Origin of the sequence: Pararhizobium sp. (genome assembly GCF_965279435.1) — a bacterium.
GTDB lineage: Bacteria > Pseudomonadota > Alphaproteobacteria > Rhizobiales > Rhizobiaceae > Pararhizobium.
Window position 1 is genome coordinate 2661618 of record NZ_CBDIHY010000003.1, and the last position, 14798, is coordinate 2676415.

Consider the following 14798-nt stretch of genomic DNA (forward strand, 5'->3'; position numbering starts at 1 on the left):
CGTCTCAGCGCTCGGTGCGCTGCGCCCCATGTGCCCTGACGATCGCATCCGCTTCCTTGCCATACAACTCCTCGAAATGGTCGAAGGTTTTTGAGAAATAGCCGATGCCTTGCGTGGCCGAGCGCAGAGCGCGGGCCAGTTCGTCAAGCGCGCCGCCGGGAACAAGGGCGCGAAAAATATCCCAGCCCTTGGCGGCCTCGTCCCGGTCGAAGCCGAGCACCTGTCCCTTCAGCGACGAGACGATCTGCACCAGATTGCCGGAATAGACCGAGGGGATGTGGATTTCGCTGCGGAACACCGGCTGCATCAACACCGCCGCACCTTCCGAAAGCGCCTGCCGCACGCCCATCTTTGACGCCGAGCGGAACGCATGTTCGGAACTGTCGACCGCATGGTGCTGGCCGTCGGTCAGCGTCACGCCGACATCGATGACCGCAAAGCCCAGCGGCCCCTTGTCCATCGCCTCGCGGGCTCCCGCTTCCACGGCCGGAATGTAGTTGCGCGGCACCACACCGCCCTTGACGGTTTCGCCAAAGGAAAAGCCCTGGCCGCGCCCGTTGGGATGGATGGTCAGTTTCACATCGGCAAACTGCCCGGCGCCGCCGGTCTGCTTGCGGTGGCGGTAGTGCACTTCGGCCGGTTTCGAGATCGTCTCGCGATAGACCGGGGTCGGTGCACGCTCGCTCGCGGTGACGTGAAAGACGTCGGAGAGCGTGCGCAGCAGATCGCGCAGATGCACCGGTCCCTGGGCGCAGACCATCTGGGCGCCGGTTCCTTCTTCCTGCAGGATTTTAAGGCTGCGATCGGTCTCCGACAGTTTTGCCAGCGTTTCCGAAAGCTTGTTCTCGTCACGCTCGCTGCCGGGCACCAATATCCTTTCTAGCATCGGCGTCGGCGCTTGCGTCCATTCAGGTGCGGCAAGGGCGGCATTAGCCGTCAGCAGTGCCGGCACGGGCAGGTGATCGGATTTCACCGTCGCAAAGAGATCGCCGGCCGCCGGGGTAAACGCCGTATTTCCCTTGCCGTTGGCGGGGGCCTGCACGGCGCCCAGCCCCGAACCGCCCAGAGACGCTCCTTGTTTCAGCCCATCGCTGAGCGCCCGGGCCAAAACCGTCTTGCCGATATTCTGGCGATGATAGGCGTGAAAGCTGACGGCCTTGAGCTTGGTCTTGTCGATCTTGCCGGCGGCAGCAAGACGGTCGCGCAGCGCATCCACCGGTGGCGCCTCATGGCGCAGCGCCTTCATCAGCCGCATCATGCCGTTGCCATGGCTGGCGGCACCGATCAGCACCGGGATGATCTTGTTTTCGCGCAGTACCCGCGTGGCGATGACGTAGAGCGCATCGCTTGGCGGCTCGCGGTCCTCGATCAGTTCTTCCAGCAGCCAGTCGTCGAATTCCGACAGGTGCTCCAGAAGTTCGGTGCGGGCCTCATGCTCGCGCTCAGAGGCGCTGTCTGGAATGGCGATCAGCGCCGAGGTCTGGCCTTCGCGGTAGCGCCAGGCCCGTTCGGAAATCAGGTCGCAGCTGCCGACGATCCGGTCGCCCTCGCGGATCGGAATCTGGCGCAACAACAGCGTATGGCTGGCATAATCCTGAAGCGCGGCGATCACGTCGCGCAACCGCCCCCTCGGCTCGTCCATCCGGTTGACGAACAGGATGCAGGGCGTGCCCGATGCTTCGATCATCCTGAGATAGGGCGCCGCAAGCACCGCTTCTTCCGGAGCGGGCGAAACGCAGAGAATACAGGCATCGCTGGCCAGAAGCGCCTGCTGTGCATGGGCAATCGCCTCGTTCAGCCCCGGCGCATCCAGTGCACACCAGGCTTCGTTGCCGAAGGTGAATTCCGTGAGGTTCAGTCCGTAGGGAGAGATGGATTTTCTCGGGGTGCCCTCCAGCGATCCGAGCTTTTCGACGATCGTCGATTTTCCGGTCTGCGACGGTCCAAGTACAGTAAAGCAGCGCATGGGCGGTCCTCCAACAGCCATAAGCACAATTCTCTGTGGCCACAGGATGCCCTGAACCGGGGCCGCGCGCCAGAGGGCTGATTGTCCGGTTGGCGTGTAATCTTGCCGAATGCGTTATCGTGGCGCGCATGCCGGCGGGGAATCGGATAGACAGACTGTGATACGGGTTGAAAACCGATGGCGGCATCAGCCGTTCCGATGAGGTGGACGGCGGGGTTCTGAACAACACGTCACAGACCCTGTCCTGTAGGAGTGGCACTACACGATGACGCATTCCCAGACGGGCAGGCGCCAGAGACAGCCTTGCCGCCATGCCGGACCGGTCAGCATGGCTGTCATGGCAGTGGCGCTGCTGTCTCCCAAGGCCGCCCTTGCAGACGATCCAATGCTGCTGATCGACCGCGATGGTTTCATGCTGCGGGCGCATCTGCAGGTCGGCGTCAATGCCGTGGCCGAGCAGAACCTGTTTTGGAACTATGGAGATATCTTCGCCCCCGATGCGGATTTCGATTCCGATACGGATTGGCTTGAAGGTTACCTGATGCCGGGCCTGAGTTTTACCCAGGAGGTAGGTGCCGGGCTTGCCATCTACGGCAAGATCTCGGCTGTCGCATCCGGCACGATCGGCGTCGATGCCTTCGCTGTCGGCAATACCGGCCGCCTGACGTTGGAGGAAGGTTATCTCGGTATCCGCTCCGAAGATGATGGCAGCGGCCCAGCCTTCGACCTGTCGCTCGGCCCGCGCGAATTCAAGGCCGGTACCGGCATGCTGATCGCCAATGGCGGTACCAGCGGTTTTGAACGCGGCGCCTTGAAGCTGGGGCCGCGCAAGGCGTGGGAAGATGCAGCCCTTGCCCGCTTCGATGCCGGTCCGGTGTCCGCCACCGCCTTCTATCTCGATGCCAACGAATTGAAGCGAAACGACAGCGGCACTCGCATCGTCGGCGGCGATATCCGCTATGACGGTGAATCGGAGACCTATGCCGGTCTCACCTTCGGCTATGTGCCGCAATCGAACGCCCCTTATCCCAAGGCTGCTCCCAACGGTGTCGGCGTGCCGTCGATCCTGCCGGGCGCCCGTGACGGCCTGACTTTCGTCAATCTCTATGGCCGCGCCAATCCGCTCGACAATGTCTTCGTTGCCGGTGATTTTGCCTATGAATGGAACAACGCCATCGACATGCAGGCCTATGCCTTTCGTGTCCAGGCCGGTTACACCTTTGCCGAGCTCTCCTGGACTCCGACCCTTGCCTATGGCTACCAGAGCTTTTCCGGCGACGACCCGTCGACTTCGAAGCTCGAACGCTTCGATCCCCTCTATTTCGAGGGAAGCCCTAGCGCCTGGTCGACCGGCTCGAAATCGTCGATGGTCTTCATCAATTCCAACGTCAACGCCCATCAGGTGAGCCTCAGCGTCCGCCCGACCGAGCGCGATACGCTGACGCTACGCTATGCGCGTGTCAGCGCCAACGACCTGAAAAGCCCGATCCAGTTTGGTCAGGGCACCCGCATCGAGCTTGCCAACGGTGTTCCCAATCCGGTCGCAGGTGTCACCAAAAAACACCTCACGGATGACGTTTATCTCGAATACAATCGCGTCGTGAATGCCAATACCTACCTCACCGCCGGGGTCAGCGTGTCGTTCCCGGGCGCCGGACTGGACGCCGCGATTGGCAAAAAAGCACCGAACTGGACAGGAGGCTTCATCAATGTGGTCGTCAATTTTTAGGATCAGCACCGCAATCGCCCTTGCCACCCTGTCGATGCCGGCTTTGGGTCATGCACAGGGAGCAGCGATGACGGCCGAACAATCCGATCCGAAGGCGCTAGGCTGGATGGTGGGCGCGCCACCGCCGGCCGACAAGATCATCCGTTTTTCCGATCCGGATTATTTCAGTTTTCCGAAGATGCGCTGGACCGTCTGCCATTTCCGCCAGCTGATGCCGACGGTCGGTGTCAGCCGCGGGCTCGGCGCACCACGTCCTCTCGAGCGGACGATCGATGCGGCAATCGATGGCCTGACGTTCACGCCAACGGGCGCGAGCACACCCATGACCTGGGCGCAGTCGCTGTCGGCCAACTATACCGACGGAATTGTCGTCCTGCATGAGGGCAAGGTGGTCTATGAGCGCTATTCCGGCTGCCTCGACGAGGCCGGCCAGCACGGCGCGATGTCGGTGACGAAATCGCTGACCGGGTTGCTCGGCGAAATGCTGGTGGCGGAAGGCAAGCTTGATGAGACGGCAAAGGTTGCCACCATCGTGCCGGAATTGGCAAAGAGCGCCTTTGGCGATGCGACGGTGCGCCAGGTGCTCGATATGACCACCGGCCTGCGCTACAGCGAGGATTATGCTGATCCCGACGCCGATGTCTGGACCTATTCGGCCGCCGGAAATCCCCTGCCAAAACCGGCCGATTACAAAGGCCCGCAGAGCTATTTCGAATATCTGCAGACCGTCGCCAAACAGGGCGAACACGGCGTTGCCTTCGGCTACAAGACGATCAACACCGATGCGCTCGGCTGGATCATCGCGCGCGTCAGCGGCAAGTCGGTTGCCGATCTGCTGTCGGAGCGTATCTGGAGCAAGATGGGCGCGGAGCAGGATGCCTATTACACGGTTGATTCCATTGGTACACCGTTTGCTGGTGGCGGTCTGAACGCCGGTCTGCGCGACATGTCCCGGATCGGTCAGCTGCTGCTTGATGATGGGGTCGTGGGCGGCGAACGGCTGGTGCCGGAAGCGGCGATCAAAAGCATTCGCGGTGGCGGCGACAAGGCCGCCTTCGAGAAGGCCGGCTATGCCAATCTTCCCGGCTGGAGCTATCGCGGCATGTGGTGGGTGTCGCACAATGCGCACGGCGCTTACATGGCGCGCGGCGTGCACGGCCAGTCGATCTATATCGACCCGGCGGCGCGCATGGTCATTGCCCGCTTCTCTTCGCACCCGACAGCCGGCAATGCCGCCAACGACCCGACGACGCTGCCGGGCTTCGAGGCAGTTGCCGACCATCTGATGAAAAAGCCGTAGTTCCCGGGTGGGCGGTGGATGTTTACCGCTTCACCGCCACCACGAACAGGCGCGGGAATTTCAACAGCACGCGTCCGTCCGCAAGCGGCGGATAGGCCTCGCGGATGCGGCGCAGATAGGCCGCCAGATAGGCTTCGCGCGCATCGGCCGGAAGCGCGTCGAGATAGGGGCGAAGGCCGGTGCCCTTGACCCATTCGACGATGGCTTCGGCGTTTGCCAGGCGATGATAATAGATCGTGTGCCAGACATCGATCTTGATGCATTTTGCTTCCAGCCGGTCGAGATAGACGGACGGTGCGGGCAGGGCGGCGCGGCGCTCTCCGCCATTCGGAAAATACTGCGAAAAGCGCGGGTCTTCCGCCAGTTCCCGCATCGACGCATGCGACGGCTCGTCGAGATTATCCGGCATCTGCACCGCAATCGTGCCACCGGGGATCAGTTCGCCCATTAGCCGTTCGATCGTGCTCAGATGATCCGGCAGCCATTGAAAAACGGCATTGGCAAAGAACAGCACGGCGCGCTGCGGCGGCTTCCAGTGCGTCAGGTCACCCTTCTCGAACCGCGTATGGCTCATGCGCTTGCGCGCCGCCACCAGCATGTTCTCGTCGCTGTCGATGCCGGTCAGCATATAGGCCGGAAAACGGTCGTGGATCAGCTCGGTCGAATTGCCTGGTCCGCAGCCAAGATCGTAGAGCGCGCCATCCGGCAGGTTGGGGATCTGGTCGAGCAGGTCGCGGGCCGGCCGGGTGCGCTCGTCTTCGAATTTCATATATTGTTCCGCAGACCAAGACATGACGTGTCCTTTGAGTGTTAGAGCAGTTCCAGCACAAGTGCGAAGCGGTTTTGCGCCCGGAAATGCGTAAAAACAAAAAATACCCTAGAGACTTTCCAGCGACGGCAGGATCAGCGACGGGCCGAAATCGGCATATTCGTCGGGCATGTTGGCCCGGTTGATCCAGACAGTGCGGAAGCCGAATTTGGTGGCGCCGGCAATATCCCAGCGGTTGGACGACTGGAAAGAGACGGCATCAGGATAAAGCCGGTAGGTGGTTGTCACCATGTCGTAGACGGCGGGTGCGGTCTTGAAGGCCTTGACCGTCTCGACCGAAAAGATGTCGTCGATGATCAGGTCCAGCCCCGCCTTCTTCACCGCCGATTGCAGCATCTGCGGCGTGCCGTTCGACAGGATGGCGATGCGGGCGCCGCGATCCTTCAGGTGCTTCAGCACGCTTGGCACTTCCGGATAGCAGTCGAGATGCCAGTAGGCGTCGAGCAGTGCTGCCTTGAGCTTTCTGTCAGCGGAGGGAAAGCGCGCAAAGGCATAGTCCAGCGACTGCTCGGTCAGCGCCCAGAAATCGGTATAGGTGCCCATCAGGGTGCGGATCCAGGAATATTCCAGCTGCTTGGCCCGCCAGAGATCGGAAAAGGCCTGGCCATCCGGCCCCATCGCGCCCGCATGCCTGCGCACGGCCGCATGCACGTCGAACAACGTGCCATAGGCATCGAACACATAGGCCGCATGAGACATCGAACTCTCCCGTCATTTCCCGGACGCCGCTCTCTGTCAAGACACGAGACAGAGGGACATCGCCTTGATTGATCGCGTTATTCCGCCGCCTGCCGGTGTCAAGGCGAGGGCATCTTGCGATTGCCGCTTCCATACGGTTCTCTACCGGGATCATGTCAAAGATTTGTGCGCCGCACAATCTTTCTCCACGCGATCCGGGGTATCGGCGCAATCGCGATCAACTCTTCGTGGGTTTCCACACCTTGGCGGGAAACCGCAGCGCCTGCTTGGCCAGCCGACCCTTGAGGCGGAGCACCGTGTCGCAAAGCCCGGTCACATGCCGGTTCGGTTTGGCCTCTGGCCTCAGCCCATGCAGCGCCGCTGCCGCATCCTCCGGTTCCATGTAACGGGCAAGAACTCCAAGTGTCAGCGCCGTCGACCGGCCGATGCCGCGCAGGCAGTGAATGAGGAGATGCGCATCCTGGGGCAGGCCGTCGATAAACGCAAAGGCCTGCTCGATATGGCCGGGCTTGGCCGCATCCCCCTCATCCGGATCGGTGACATCGCCGAACAGCAATTCGAGATGCCGCTCGGACGGCAGATCGATCATTGACAGAAGTTTGGTCCCCGGCGCCCGGATCGAGATCAGGTGGCTCGGCGCCCAGACGGCCTTGTTATGCCGCGCTTCCGTCTGCGATGAGACGATCACCCGCACCGGCCAGCCATGCGGATGTCCCGCATTGGCCGCAAGCAATGGTGCATAAAGTGCCTCCGCCTGCTTCTCCTGCTTTTCAGCCGCCATGGCCATCATCGCCTCGTGATTCCGTTGCCGTAAGGCGCGAAAATATCAGCGACAACGGGGGCTGGGGAAGAGGTTTTTTGAGGGAGGATGTCTAAGCTTGCCGCGAGGACCCAGCTCGGTCCTCGTCAATTTGGCAATGCCGCCGCTTATTTCTTCTTCTTGGCGGCAGCCTTCTTCACCGGCTTTTCTTCAGCCTGTTCCTGACCGAGCCGCAGGGCTTTCAGCATCGCGGTCTTCTTGTTTCGCGCCACCAGTTCCTGATTGATGATGTTGAGGGCAGCAGCGGACGTTTCGTCCGGGCTGCGCCGCACGGTTACTTTACCAGGAACTTTGACGTCGGTTTTATCGGTCAATGGAATGAACTCGCTTTGAAACGTGAAAGGAACCATGGCGGGAGATCGTTCTCCCGCCCGGGACGTTTGAACCTGCAACGATGTTTAAAACACCGCGAGGTATTTCAGAAGCGAAATAATGCCGATGATGATTACGATGATCTGGACGATCTGCTTGGCGCGGCCATCGATCGGCAGGCGCGCTACAAGATACAAAACAAGTACGATGACGAGAAATGTGATCAGAATACTGATCAGCATGGATGTTGCCATTTATCCCACTCCTAAAAAGAACGACGCATTGACGCGGCAAGACATGAAATAGGGCGCGAATGGCTTAAGGGAAGCTGCCGCTGGCAGAATATAATCGTCAGGTGATATGCCGCCGCCAAGCGGCGGCTCCCCGGCAGCGGATGCAAACGGCCGTCTGCGGGACGCGTCATCCCGCAGGTACAACGCCCCAGCTGCCACGGTGGCTGTTTGCCTCAGAACCGCGTGATGACGCTGATGCCGAGGTCCTGGGCCGTGTCCATCGTCATCAGTGCCGGCACCGCTTCTTCCAGACTGATATGGCGGCCGATCAGTTTTTGCGGGTTGAGCTTGCCCGTCTCCAGCATCGCCATCATTGCCTCGTAGCGCCAGGCCTGCATGCCGTGGCTGCCGTAGATTTCCAGCTCATGGCCGATCACCTGGCCCATCGGAATCTGCGGGCTGGCATGCTCGCCAAGCATCAGCCCGACCTGCACATGGCGGCCGCGGCGGCGCAGGTTCTTGATCGAGTTGAAGCAGGTGACGGGCGAGCCGAGCGCATCGATCGACACATGCGCGCCGCCTTTGGTGATCTCGCGCACGGCCTCAGCCACGTCGCCGGTAACGCTGCCGTCGATGGTGGCGACCGCGCCGATCTCGCGGGCAAACGACAGTTTTGTCTCGGAAATATCGATGGCGATGACATTGGCGCCGAGCGCCGTGGCGATCATGATCGCCGACAGGCCGACACCGCCGCAGCCATGCACCGCCACCCATTCACCGCCGCGCACCCGGCCCTGATCGACGATGGCGCGGAACGACGTGGCAAACCGGCAGCCGAGGCTGGCGGCTGTGGCATAGTCGAGATTTTCGGGCAGATGCACGAGGTTCTGGTCGGCAAAATCGATCGCCACGTATTCGGCAAACGAGCCCCAATGGGTAAAGCCCGGCTGGAACTGGTTGGCGCAGACCTGTTGATTGCCCGAATGGCACTCGCCGCAACGGCCGCAGCCGGAAACGAACGGCACGGTCACCCGGTCGCCGACCTTATAGCGCAACACGCCTTTTCCCGTTGCGGCAACGGTGCCCGCCAGTTCGTGGCCCGGCACATGTGGCAGGGCGATATCGGGATCATGCCCCATCCAGCCGTGCCAGTCGCTGCGGCAAAGCCCGGTCGCCTCGACCTTGATGACCACCCCATCCGCACTCGGGGTCGGGTCGGGCAGCACGCGAATGTCGGGCGTCTTGCCGAAGGCGTCGTAATACATGGCTTTCATCGAACGGGTCCCTTTGCTTCTGGCGGCAGACTATGCGAGCGGCACTGTGCGATCCAGATTGGACGGCATGACTTTTTTTGATGTACCTATTTACCCCACTTGTCGATTTTCCGGTTATGCCGGTAAACCAAGAGACCAACAGGAGACCATCATGGCCGTCGATACATCCCCGCGCAGCACCACCTTTACCTATGTCGATGGTGAGTGGCTTTCCGGCAATCCGCCGCTGATCGGCCCGACGTCGCACGCCATGTGGCTGGGCTCGACGGTGTTTGATGGTGCCCGCTGGTTTGACGGCATCGCCCCGGATCTCGATCTGCACTGCCAGCGCGTCAACCGTTCGGCGCTGGCTCTCGGCCTGAAGCCGGTGGTCACGGCAGAGGATATCGAGGCGCTCGCCTGGGAAGGCGTGAAGAAATTCGATGGCCAGACCGCCATCTACATCAAGCCGATGTACTGGGGCGAACATGGCATGCCCGGCAGCGTCGTTGCCGTCGATCCCGATTCGACCCGCTTTGCGCTCTGCCTGTTCGAAGCCCCGATGGGCGAAGGCCCCGGTGGCCAGTCGCTGACCATCTCGCCCTTCCGCCGCCCGACGATCGAATGCATGCCGACCGACGCCAAGGCAGGCTGCCTCTATCCCAACAACGGCCGCATCCTGATCGAAGCCCGCAGCCGCGGCTTCTCGAACGCTTTGGTGCGCGACATGCTTGGCAATATCGCCGAAACCGGCTCGTCCAACGTCTTCATGGTCAAGGACGGCGTCGTCTTCACACCCGCCTCCAACAAGACCTTCCTCGCCGGTATCACCCGCTTGCGCGTCATCGGCCTATTGCGCGACGCCGGCTTCGACGTGGTCGAGACCTCACTGACGCTCTCCGATTTCGAGACCGCCGACGAAATCTTCACCTCCGGCAACTACTCCAAGGTCGTCCCCGTCACCAAACTCGAAGACCGCGACCTCCAGCCCGGCCCGATCGCCGCCAAGGCCAAGGACCTGTACATGGACTGGGCACACTCGTCGGCGTCGGATTTGTAAGGACGTTGCAGATGAGCCATCCGCTGGCAAGGCGGATGGCTGCTTCTCTGCTGCAGGGAAGACGGCTTTAATGGCCCATAGCCGTTATCCTCCGGAACTCTCCGGCCGACCAATTCGTTACGCTTTCGCAGCAAAAGCTTGTCCTGTCAGTGTGCATCGTGCCATGAGGACGCCTTTCTCCGGAGACTGGCAGATGACAGAAAACATATTGGTCGGACGGCCATGGAAAAAACTGGCGTTGATGGCCTGCCTTTTCCTGCCGGCACCAGCCCATGCCACGCCTGTGCTTGTGGTCGATGCCGATAGTCAGCAGGTGCTGTACCAGGAGGATGCCGGGGTGCCCTGGTATCCGGCCTCGACAACCAAGCTGATGACGGCACTCGTCGTGTTCGAGGCCCTGCGCGCAGGCGAGGTTAACCTTGCGACACCCGTCACCATGACCCGCAATGCCACGAAACAGGCCTTTCTCGAATCCGGCCTGATCTTCGGGCGGACGATGACGCTGGAAGATGCGCTGTTTGCCATGATCGCCGCATCTGCCAATGACGTCGCTGTCGCCCTAGCCGAAGCGGTGGCGCCGGACGAGCCAACGTTCGTCCGGAAAATGAACGAGGCCGCAATCCGTCTTGGGATGACGGGCACCCATTTCTCCAACCCGAACGGGCTGTTTGACAAGACCAACTATACGACCGCACGCGATCTCGCGATCCTGGGCATGGAAGTGGACCGGCTGTTCCCGGAATATCGCCGCTTCTTCCTGGCCTCGGCCGTCACCATCGATGGCAAGGAGATCAAGTCCAACAATCTTCTGCTGACCCGCTTTAATGGCACAATTGGCATGAAGACCGGTTTTTTGTGTGCATCGGGGCGAAATTTCGTTGGTCTGGCCACGCGCAACGGAAAGCGTGTGGCGGTGGTGATCCTGGGCGCAACGACAGAGCGCGAGCGCAACGAACGATCGGCGCAATATCTGACAGAAGCCTTCGACGGCCGTCTGCCGGCCAAGGCAGGGCTTGTCGGCAATCTGCAGAACCGGACCGATGTCGCGCCGCAGGATATGCGTGTCCGCCTCTGCACCGATAAGAGCGCGGCCTACGAGGCGAGCCGCGACGCACTGTATCCGATGGGCCTGCCGGGCAATGCGAGTTATCTGGGAGACCAGATCCCTGGCCAGGTGCATGCGATCAGCACACGGGCAAACGAAAGCCTGTCAGACGTACCCGTCCCCATTCGCCGCCCTTCAGAACTGAAACCAAAGCCCGGCTCAGCCGGCTGAGGTTGCAGGCTGCAATTGCTGTCAAACGGGCGTCGGCTTTTCCGGGGCAGTCTCCGCTTCGCACGCGAAACCATAAAAGACGGGTTGAGGTGACGCCACGCAATGGCTATCTGGTGCAACACCCCAAGCGAACTTCCGCAAGCAATAAGGCGTATCCCCGGCATGACCCCAGAATTCCTCGTCACCCATTCCGGTGGCTTCCATGCGGATGAATTGTTGTCCAGCGTCATCCTCACCCGGCTTTTCCCGCAGGCGCGCATCATGCGCAGCCGTTCGCCGGAATGGATCACGCCCAGTGGCGACCGGATCATCTATGATGTCGGCGGCGCCTACGATGCCGGAACGCAGATCTTCGATCATCATCAGCGCGGCGCACCGATGCGCGAGGACGGCCAGCCCTACAGTTCGTTCGGGCTGATCTGGAAGCATTATGGCCGCGATTATCTCACAGCATCCGGCATTCCTGAGGCGCATGTCGAGACTGTTCATGCCGCGTTCGATGCCAGCTTCGTGCTGCCGGTCGATCTGGTCGACAATGGTGCGCTCAGCCCCTCGGTTGCCGGGCTGCTGGGTGGATTGACGCTGCCGGTGCTGCTGGAAACCCTAAAACCTGTTTTCGACGAGACCGATCCGGACGCCGACGATCGCGCTTTCCACAACGCCTTGGCTATTTCGCGCGCCTTCGTCGAGGCACGGATCGCCAAGAGCGCTGCCAAATTGCGGGCCGAGGCACTGGTGCATCAGGCCATCGTCGATGCCGGTGAGGGACGCATTCTGGAATTGCCGATGGGCATGCCGTTCCGTCCAGCCATCGTCAAGGCGGGTGCCGATCACCTGCTGTTCGTCGTCCACCCGCGCGACAAGGACTGGTGCCTGACCACCATCCGCCGCGCCGACGAAGGCTTTGAAGTCCGGGCCGACCTGCCTGCCGCCTGGGCAGGTCTGACCAATGGCGATCTGGAAGCGGCATCGGGGGTGAGGGGTGCCAGCTTCTGCCACAACGGCCGCTTCGTTGCCGCCGCCAAGACGCGTGAGGCAGCGCTTGCCATGGCCGAACTGGCGGTTGCTGACGCTATCGCCACGGGTCTCGGACAGGTGGAAGCAGCGGAGTAAGGCAACGGCAACGCTGGGGTGTCGGTAGAGTGCCGCGTCGCGGCTATTTCGTCTTGGCCGTCGCCACCGGCGTTGTGCCATCCGTTACCAGCGCAAACGCCGTCATTTCCTCGGGCGTCAGATAATACAGCCGGTCCGGCGGTGTCTCCAGGGCATGCAGCCAGAGTCCGGATTTGACGCCCATCTCCTCCAAGTGGCGGCTGACATCGGCCGTGGTCCGTTGCGCGTCGGACATCGCCTGTTCGGGCGAGAGTTTTTCCGTCGAGCCGTTAAAAATCTGGTGGACGCCGATAACCGCACCCTTTTCCGCCTCGCGGATGACGCCGCCAGCCATGACAATCGGGCAGGAGGAGGCGCAGAGTGCACCGCTGGCGACCTTCGTGCTGAGCTTCTTCTCGCGGATCAGTTTCGACATGGCGAGCGCATCGCCGACGGCCCCGCCGGGAGAATTCAGCAACACGGTTTTCACATATTCGCCACGTGCCTCGATCTCGCTGGCAAAACGCCCGGCAGCCCCCGGCTCGATCGAACCTTCGGCCGACAGGATGCCGCCGGGCCTGAGTTCGAAACGGATTGCCTGCTTCAGCGTGTTTGGGTCAGTGGTAATGTCGGAGGGGGCGTTTTGCGGTTCGCCTTCGGTGAGTGCCGGCGGCAGCACCGGCACCGCTTGCGGCTGCGTCGGTTCGAAACCGGGATGAGCCTTGTTGGCCGTGCTCAGTTCGTTCCAGTCGATAACGATGAACACCAGCGACGTGACCACAAGCCCGTGAAAGAAATGGCGCATCAGCATGCCGTCATCAGCCGAAAGCAGATAGGTTTTCAACCGCTGTCCGAACCCTTGCAGGCGCGTGGTCGCGTTCATTTGCGCGGGCCCTTGCCGGAGAGGTCGAGGTTGGTGATGTTGGATTGCTCTCTTGCTTCCGCCTCGCTGATCGCTGTCTGGATATCGAAGCCGCTGCGCTGCAGCGCCTTTTGCACCTCCAGCGCTTCCAGCAGTTCCGCGGCGGTGATCCGCTCGGCAAAGGGCAGGCTTTGCTCCTGCCGGCGCAGCGCCCCATGAGCGATCGACAGCATGAAGACGAGAACGGCAGGCAGAAGATCGATGGCGATGGCGCCGGCCCAGCTCGGGATGAAATCCGAAGCATAGCGGAGTACCGCTGCGGCCGAGGAGAGCGGCACGAAGCGGCGCTCACCGACGGGTTCGCGCGTGAGGATCTGGTCGGCGGCCTCGGAAAGGACCTTGGATTGCGCGGCGACAGAGGTGCGGATGGTTTCCATCACCTGATCCTGCCGGTTGGCAAGATCAGCCTCCAGGCCGCTGGCGACCGGGGCGATGAACCCGAGCGACAGGTCTTCCGCCGCACGCTTCACGGACCCGGCGATCGACGTCTGCTCCAGCGCCGTGATCGTGCCGGTTAGGGCCACGGCTTCGGCGGCAAACTGGTCGGCGCGCGGATCAATGGCGCCGGGAGCGGAGACGAGGCCACGCATGGTGGCAAGGCGGGCGCGGCCTTCATCGAACAGTGTCGTGACGCGGTCCCGCGAGGCGGTAATGCCGGTTTCGAGCTCGTTCAGCTGCGCCGCCATCTGCCCGAGCAGCTGCACCACGCTGCCGGCCCCTGTCGTGCCGGTTAGCGCGCCGCTTTCGCGCTCCTGGTCGGAGAGGCGTTGGAAGCGTTCGGAAGCGCGCTGGATATCCGGCAGCAGGCTTTGGGCGGCAAGGGCATTCTGGTGCGCGCGGTCGAGATCGGCGGTGTAATCCTCCACCGTTTCGGCCAGATGCTGTTCCAGCGCAGCCGAACCGGCAAGAGCTGCAGCATTCAGCCAGCTCGCCATGGCGATGATCATCAGGCAGCCGACCGCCATGATGCCGAGCATCGCGGTTTTCGCCGCAGCACCGATGATGTGCGGATAAAACCGCGCCATATAGGTCCAGAAGGCGTAGATCGCCACGGAAACAGCACAGGAATAGATCAGCGCCGCGAAGAACACGGCGGTTGCCGAGCCATCGAGGATGGAGCGAACCCCGAGATAGGTATAGACCCCCGACGCCAGCGCCAGCGTGGCAAGGGCGAAACGGGTCATGGTTTCGACGGCCTCGATGCCGTCCTGCAAGCGATGCGATGCGCCAAGCGCCATGGTGTTTCTCCGGCTGAGGTGGCTTAACAAACCCTTAAAATACCGGCGAAATCAAGGCTTATGGCGCGC

General features: G+C 61.8%; 14 protein-coding genes. 5 read left to right on the top strand and 9 right to left on the bottom strand.

What is annotated here, in order from left to right; genetic code table 11:
* Positions 1 to 4: 4 nt before the first annotated feature.
* The gene (locus ACQY8Q_RS18455; RefSeq protein ID WP_428427904.1) at positions 5 to 1966 is read right to left on the bottom strand and encodes an elongation factor G; all 1962 of its coding nucleotides are present in this window, start codon (positions 1964 to 1966) and stop codon (positions 5 to 7) included.
* 328 nt (positions 1967 to 2294) lie between these two features.
* On the opposite strand from ACQY8Q_RS18455, the gene ACQY8Q_RS18460 reads away from it, so the two are divergent.
* Both ACQY8Q_RS18460 and ACQY8Q_RS18465 read left to right on the top strand, forming a co-directional pair.
* Positions 2295 to 3695 carry an alginate export family protein gene (locus ACQY8Q_RS18460; RefSeq protein WP_428427905.1) on the top strand — a complete coding sequence of 467 codons (1401 nt, stop codon included), beginning with the start codon at positions 2295 to 2297 and terminating at the stop codon, positions 3693 to 3695.
* 67 nt (positions 3696 to 3762) lie between these two features.
* On the top strand, positions 3763 to 4995 hold the full coding sequence (locus ACQY8Q_RS18465) for a serine hydrolase domain-containing protein (protein WP_428429814.1): 1233 nt from the start codon (positions 3763 to 3765) through the stop codon (positions 4993 to 4995).
* Between the two features lie 22 nt (positions 4996 to 5017).
* Here the strand turns inward: ACQY8Q_RS18465 and tam are convergent, their stop codons facing one another.
* The 6 genes from tam to ACQY8Q_RS18495 form a co-directional block, all read right to left on the bottom strand.
* On the bottom strand, positions 5018 to 5788 hold the full coding sequence (tam, locus tag ACQY8Q_RS18470) for a trans-aconitate 2-methyltransferase (protein ID WP_428427906.1): 771 nt from the start codon (positions 5786 to 5788) through the stop codon (positions 5018 to 5020).
* An 84-nt stretch (positions 5789 to 5872) separates the two neighbouring features.
* A complete protein-coding gene (locus ACQY8Q_RS18475) occupies positions 5873 to 6523 on the bottom strand; it encodes a haloacid dehalogenase type II (RefSeq protein ID WP_428427907.1) in 651 nt (216 codons plus the stop codon).
* Between the two features lie 217 nt (positions 6524 to 6740).
* Complete coding sequence (locus ACQY8Q_RS18480) at positions 6741 to 7310, bottom strand: phosphatase (RefSeq protein ID WP_428429815.1); 570 nt, start codon at positions 7308 to 7310, stop codon at positions 6741 to 6743.
* 140 nt (positions 7311 to 7450) lie between these two features.
* A complete protein-coding gene (locus ACQY8Q_RS18485) occupies positions 7451 to 7657 on the bottom strand; it encodes a hypothetical protein (RefSeq protein ID WP_162743609.1) in 207 nt (68 codons plus the stop codon).
* Positions 7658 to 7741: 84 nt separating this feature from the next.
* Positions 7742 to 7909 carry a Thivi_2564 family membrane protein gene (locus ACQY8Q_RS18490; protein WP_113242950.1) on the bottom strand — a complete coding sequence of 56 codons (168 nt, stop codon included), beginning with the start codon at positions 7907 to 7909 and terminating at the stop codon, positions 7742 to 7744.
* Between the two features lie 212 nt (positions 7910 to 8121).
* Positions 8122 to 9162 (bottom strand): zinc-dependent alcohol dehydrogenase family protein, encoded by a 1041-nt coding sequence (locus ACQY8Q_RS18495; RefSeq protein WP_428427908.1) that lies wholly within the window; start codon positions 9160 to 9162, stop codon positions 8122 to 8124.
* Between the two features lie 151 nt (positions 9163 to 9313).
* Between ACQY8Q_RS18495 and ACQY8Q_RS18500 the strand changes: the two genes are divergently transcribed.
* From ACQY8Q_RS18500 to ACQY8Q_RS18510, 3 genes are all read left to right on the top strand, one after another.
* On the top strand, positions 9314 to 10201 hold the full coding sequence (locus tag ACQY8Q_RS18500; protein WP_428427909.1) for a branched-chain amino acid aminotransferase: 888 nt from the start codon (positions 9314 to 9316) through the stop codon (positions 10199 to 10201).
* Between the two features lie 193 nt (positions 10202 to 10394).
* A complete protein-coding gene (locus tag ACQY8Q_RS18505) occupies positions 10395 to 11477 on the top strand; it encodes a D-alanyl-D-alanine carboxypeptidase family protein (protein WP_428427910.1) in 1083 nt (360 codons plus the stop codon).
* Between the two features lie 162 nt (positions 11478 to 11639).
* Positions 11640 to 12590 carry an MYG1 family protein gene (locus tag ACQY8Q_RS18510; RefSeq protein ID WP_428427911.1) on the top strand — a complete coding sequence of 317 codons (951 nt, stop codon included), beginning with the start codon at positions 11640 to 11642 and terminating at the stop codon, positions 12588 to 12590.
* 43 nt (positions 12591 to 12633) lie between these two features.
* Here ACQY8Q_RS18510 and ACQY8Q_RS18515 read toward each other — a convergent pair whose 3' ends face one another.
* On the bottom strand, positions 12634 to 13452 hold the full coding sequence (locus ACQY8Q_RS18515) for a hypothetical protein (RefSeq protein ID WP_428427912.1): 819 nt from the start codon (positions 13450 to 13452) through the stop codon (positions 12634 to 12636).
* Positions 13449 to 14729 (bottom strand): hypothetical protein, encoded by a 1281-nt coding sequence (locus ACQY8Q_RS18520; protein WP_428427913.1) that lies wholly within the window; start codon positions 14727 to 14729, stop codon positions 13449 to 13451. Before ACQY8Q_RS18520 ends, ACQY8Q_RS18515 begins: the two co-directional genes overlap by 4 nt.
* Between the last annotated feature and the right edge of the window lie 69 nt (positions 14730 to 14798).

Bases quoted from the DNA above. Each gene is read 5' to 3' on its own strand.
- ACQY8Q_RS18455 (WP_428427904.1), bottom strand. From the start codon at position 1,966: ATGCGCTGCTTTACTGTACTTGGACCGTCGCAGACCGGAAAATCGACG.
- ACQY8Q_RS18460 (WP_428427905.1), top strand. From the start codon at position 2,295: ATGGCTGTCATGGCAGTGGCGCTGCTGTCTCCCAAGGCCGCCCTTGCA.
- ACQY8Q_RS18465 (WP_428429814.1), top strand. From the start codon at position 3,763: ATGACGGCCGAACAATCCGATCCGAAGGCGCTAGGCTGGATGGTGGGC.
- tam (WP_428427906.1), bottom strand. From the start codon at position 5,788: ATGTCTTGGTCTGCGGAACAATATATGAAATTCGAAGACGAGCGCACC.
- ACQY8Q_RS18475 (WP_428427907.1), bottom strand. From the start codon at position 6,523: ATGTCTCATGCGGCCTATGTGTTCGATGCCTATGGCACGTTGTTCGAC.
- ACQY8Q_RS18480 (WP_428429815.1), bottom strand. From the start codon at position 7,310: ATGGCCATGGCGGCTGAAAAGCAGGAGAAGCAGGCGGAGGCACTTTAT.
- ACQY8Q_RS18490 (WP_113242950.1), bottom strand. From the start codon at position 7,909: ATGGCAACATCCATGCTGATCAGTATTCTGATCACATTTCTCGTCATC.
- ACQY8Q_RS18495 (WP_428427908.1), bottom strand. From the start codon at position 9,162: ATGAAAGCCATGTATTACGACGCCTTCGGCAAGACGCCCGACATTCGC.
- ACQY8Q_RS18500 (WP_428427909.1), top strand. From the start codon at position 9,314: ATGGCCGTCGATACATCCCCGCGCAGCACCACCTTTACCTATGTCGAT.
- ACQY8Q_RS18505 (WP_428427910.1), top strand. From the start codon at position 10,395: ATGACAGAAAACATATTGGTCGGACGGCCATGGAAAAAACTGGCGTTG.
- ACQY8Q_RS18510 (WP_428427911.1), top strand. From the start codon at position 11,640: ATGACCCCAGAATTCCTCGTCACCCATTCCGGTGGCTTCCATGCGGAT.
- ACQY8Q_RS18515 (WP_428427912.1), bottom strand. From the start codon at position 13,452: ATGAACGCGACCACGCGCCTGCAAGGGTTCGGACAGCGGTTGAAAACC.
- ACQY8Q_RS18520 (WP_428427913.1), bottom strand. From the start codon at position 14,729: ATGGCGCTTGGCGCATCGCATCGCTTGCAGGACGGCATCGAGGCCGTC.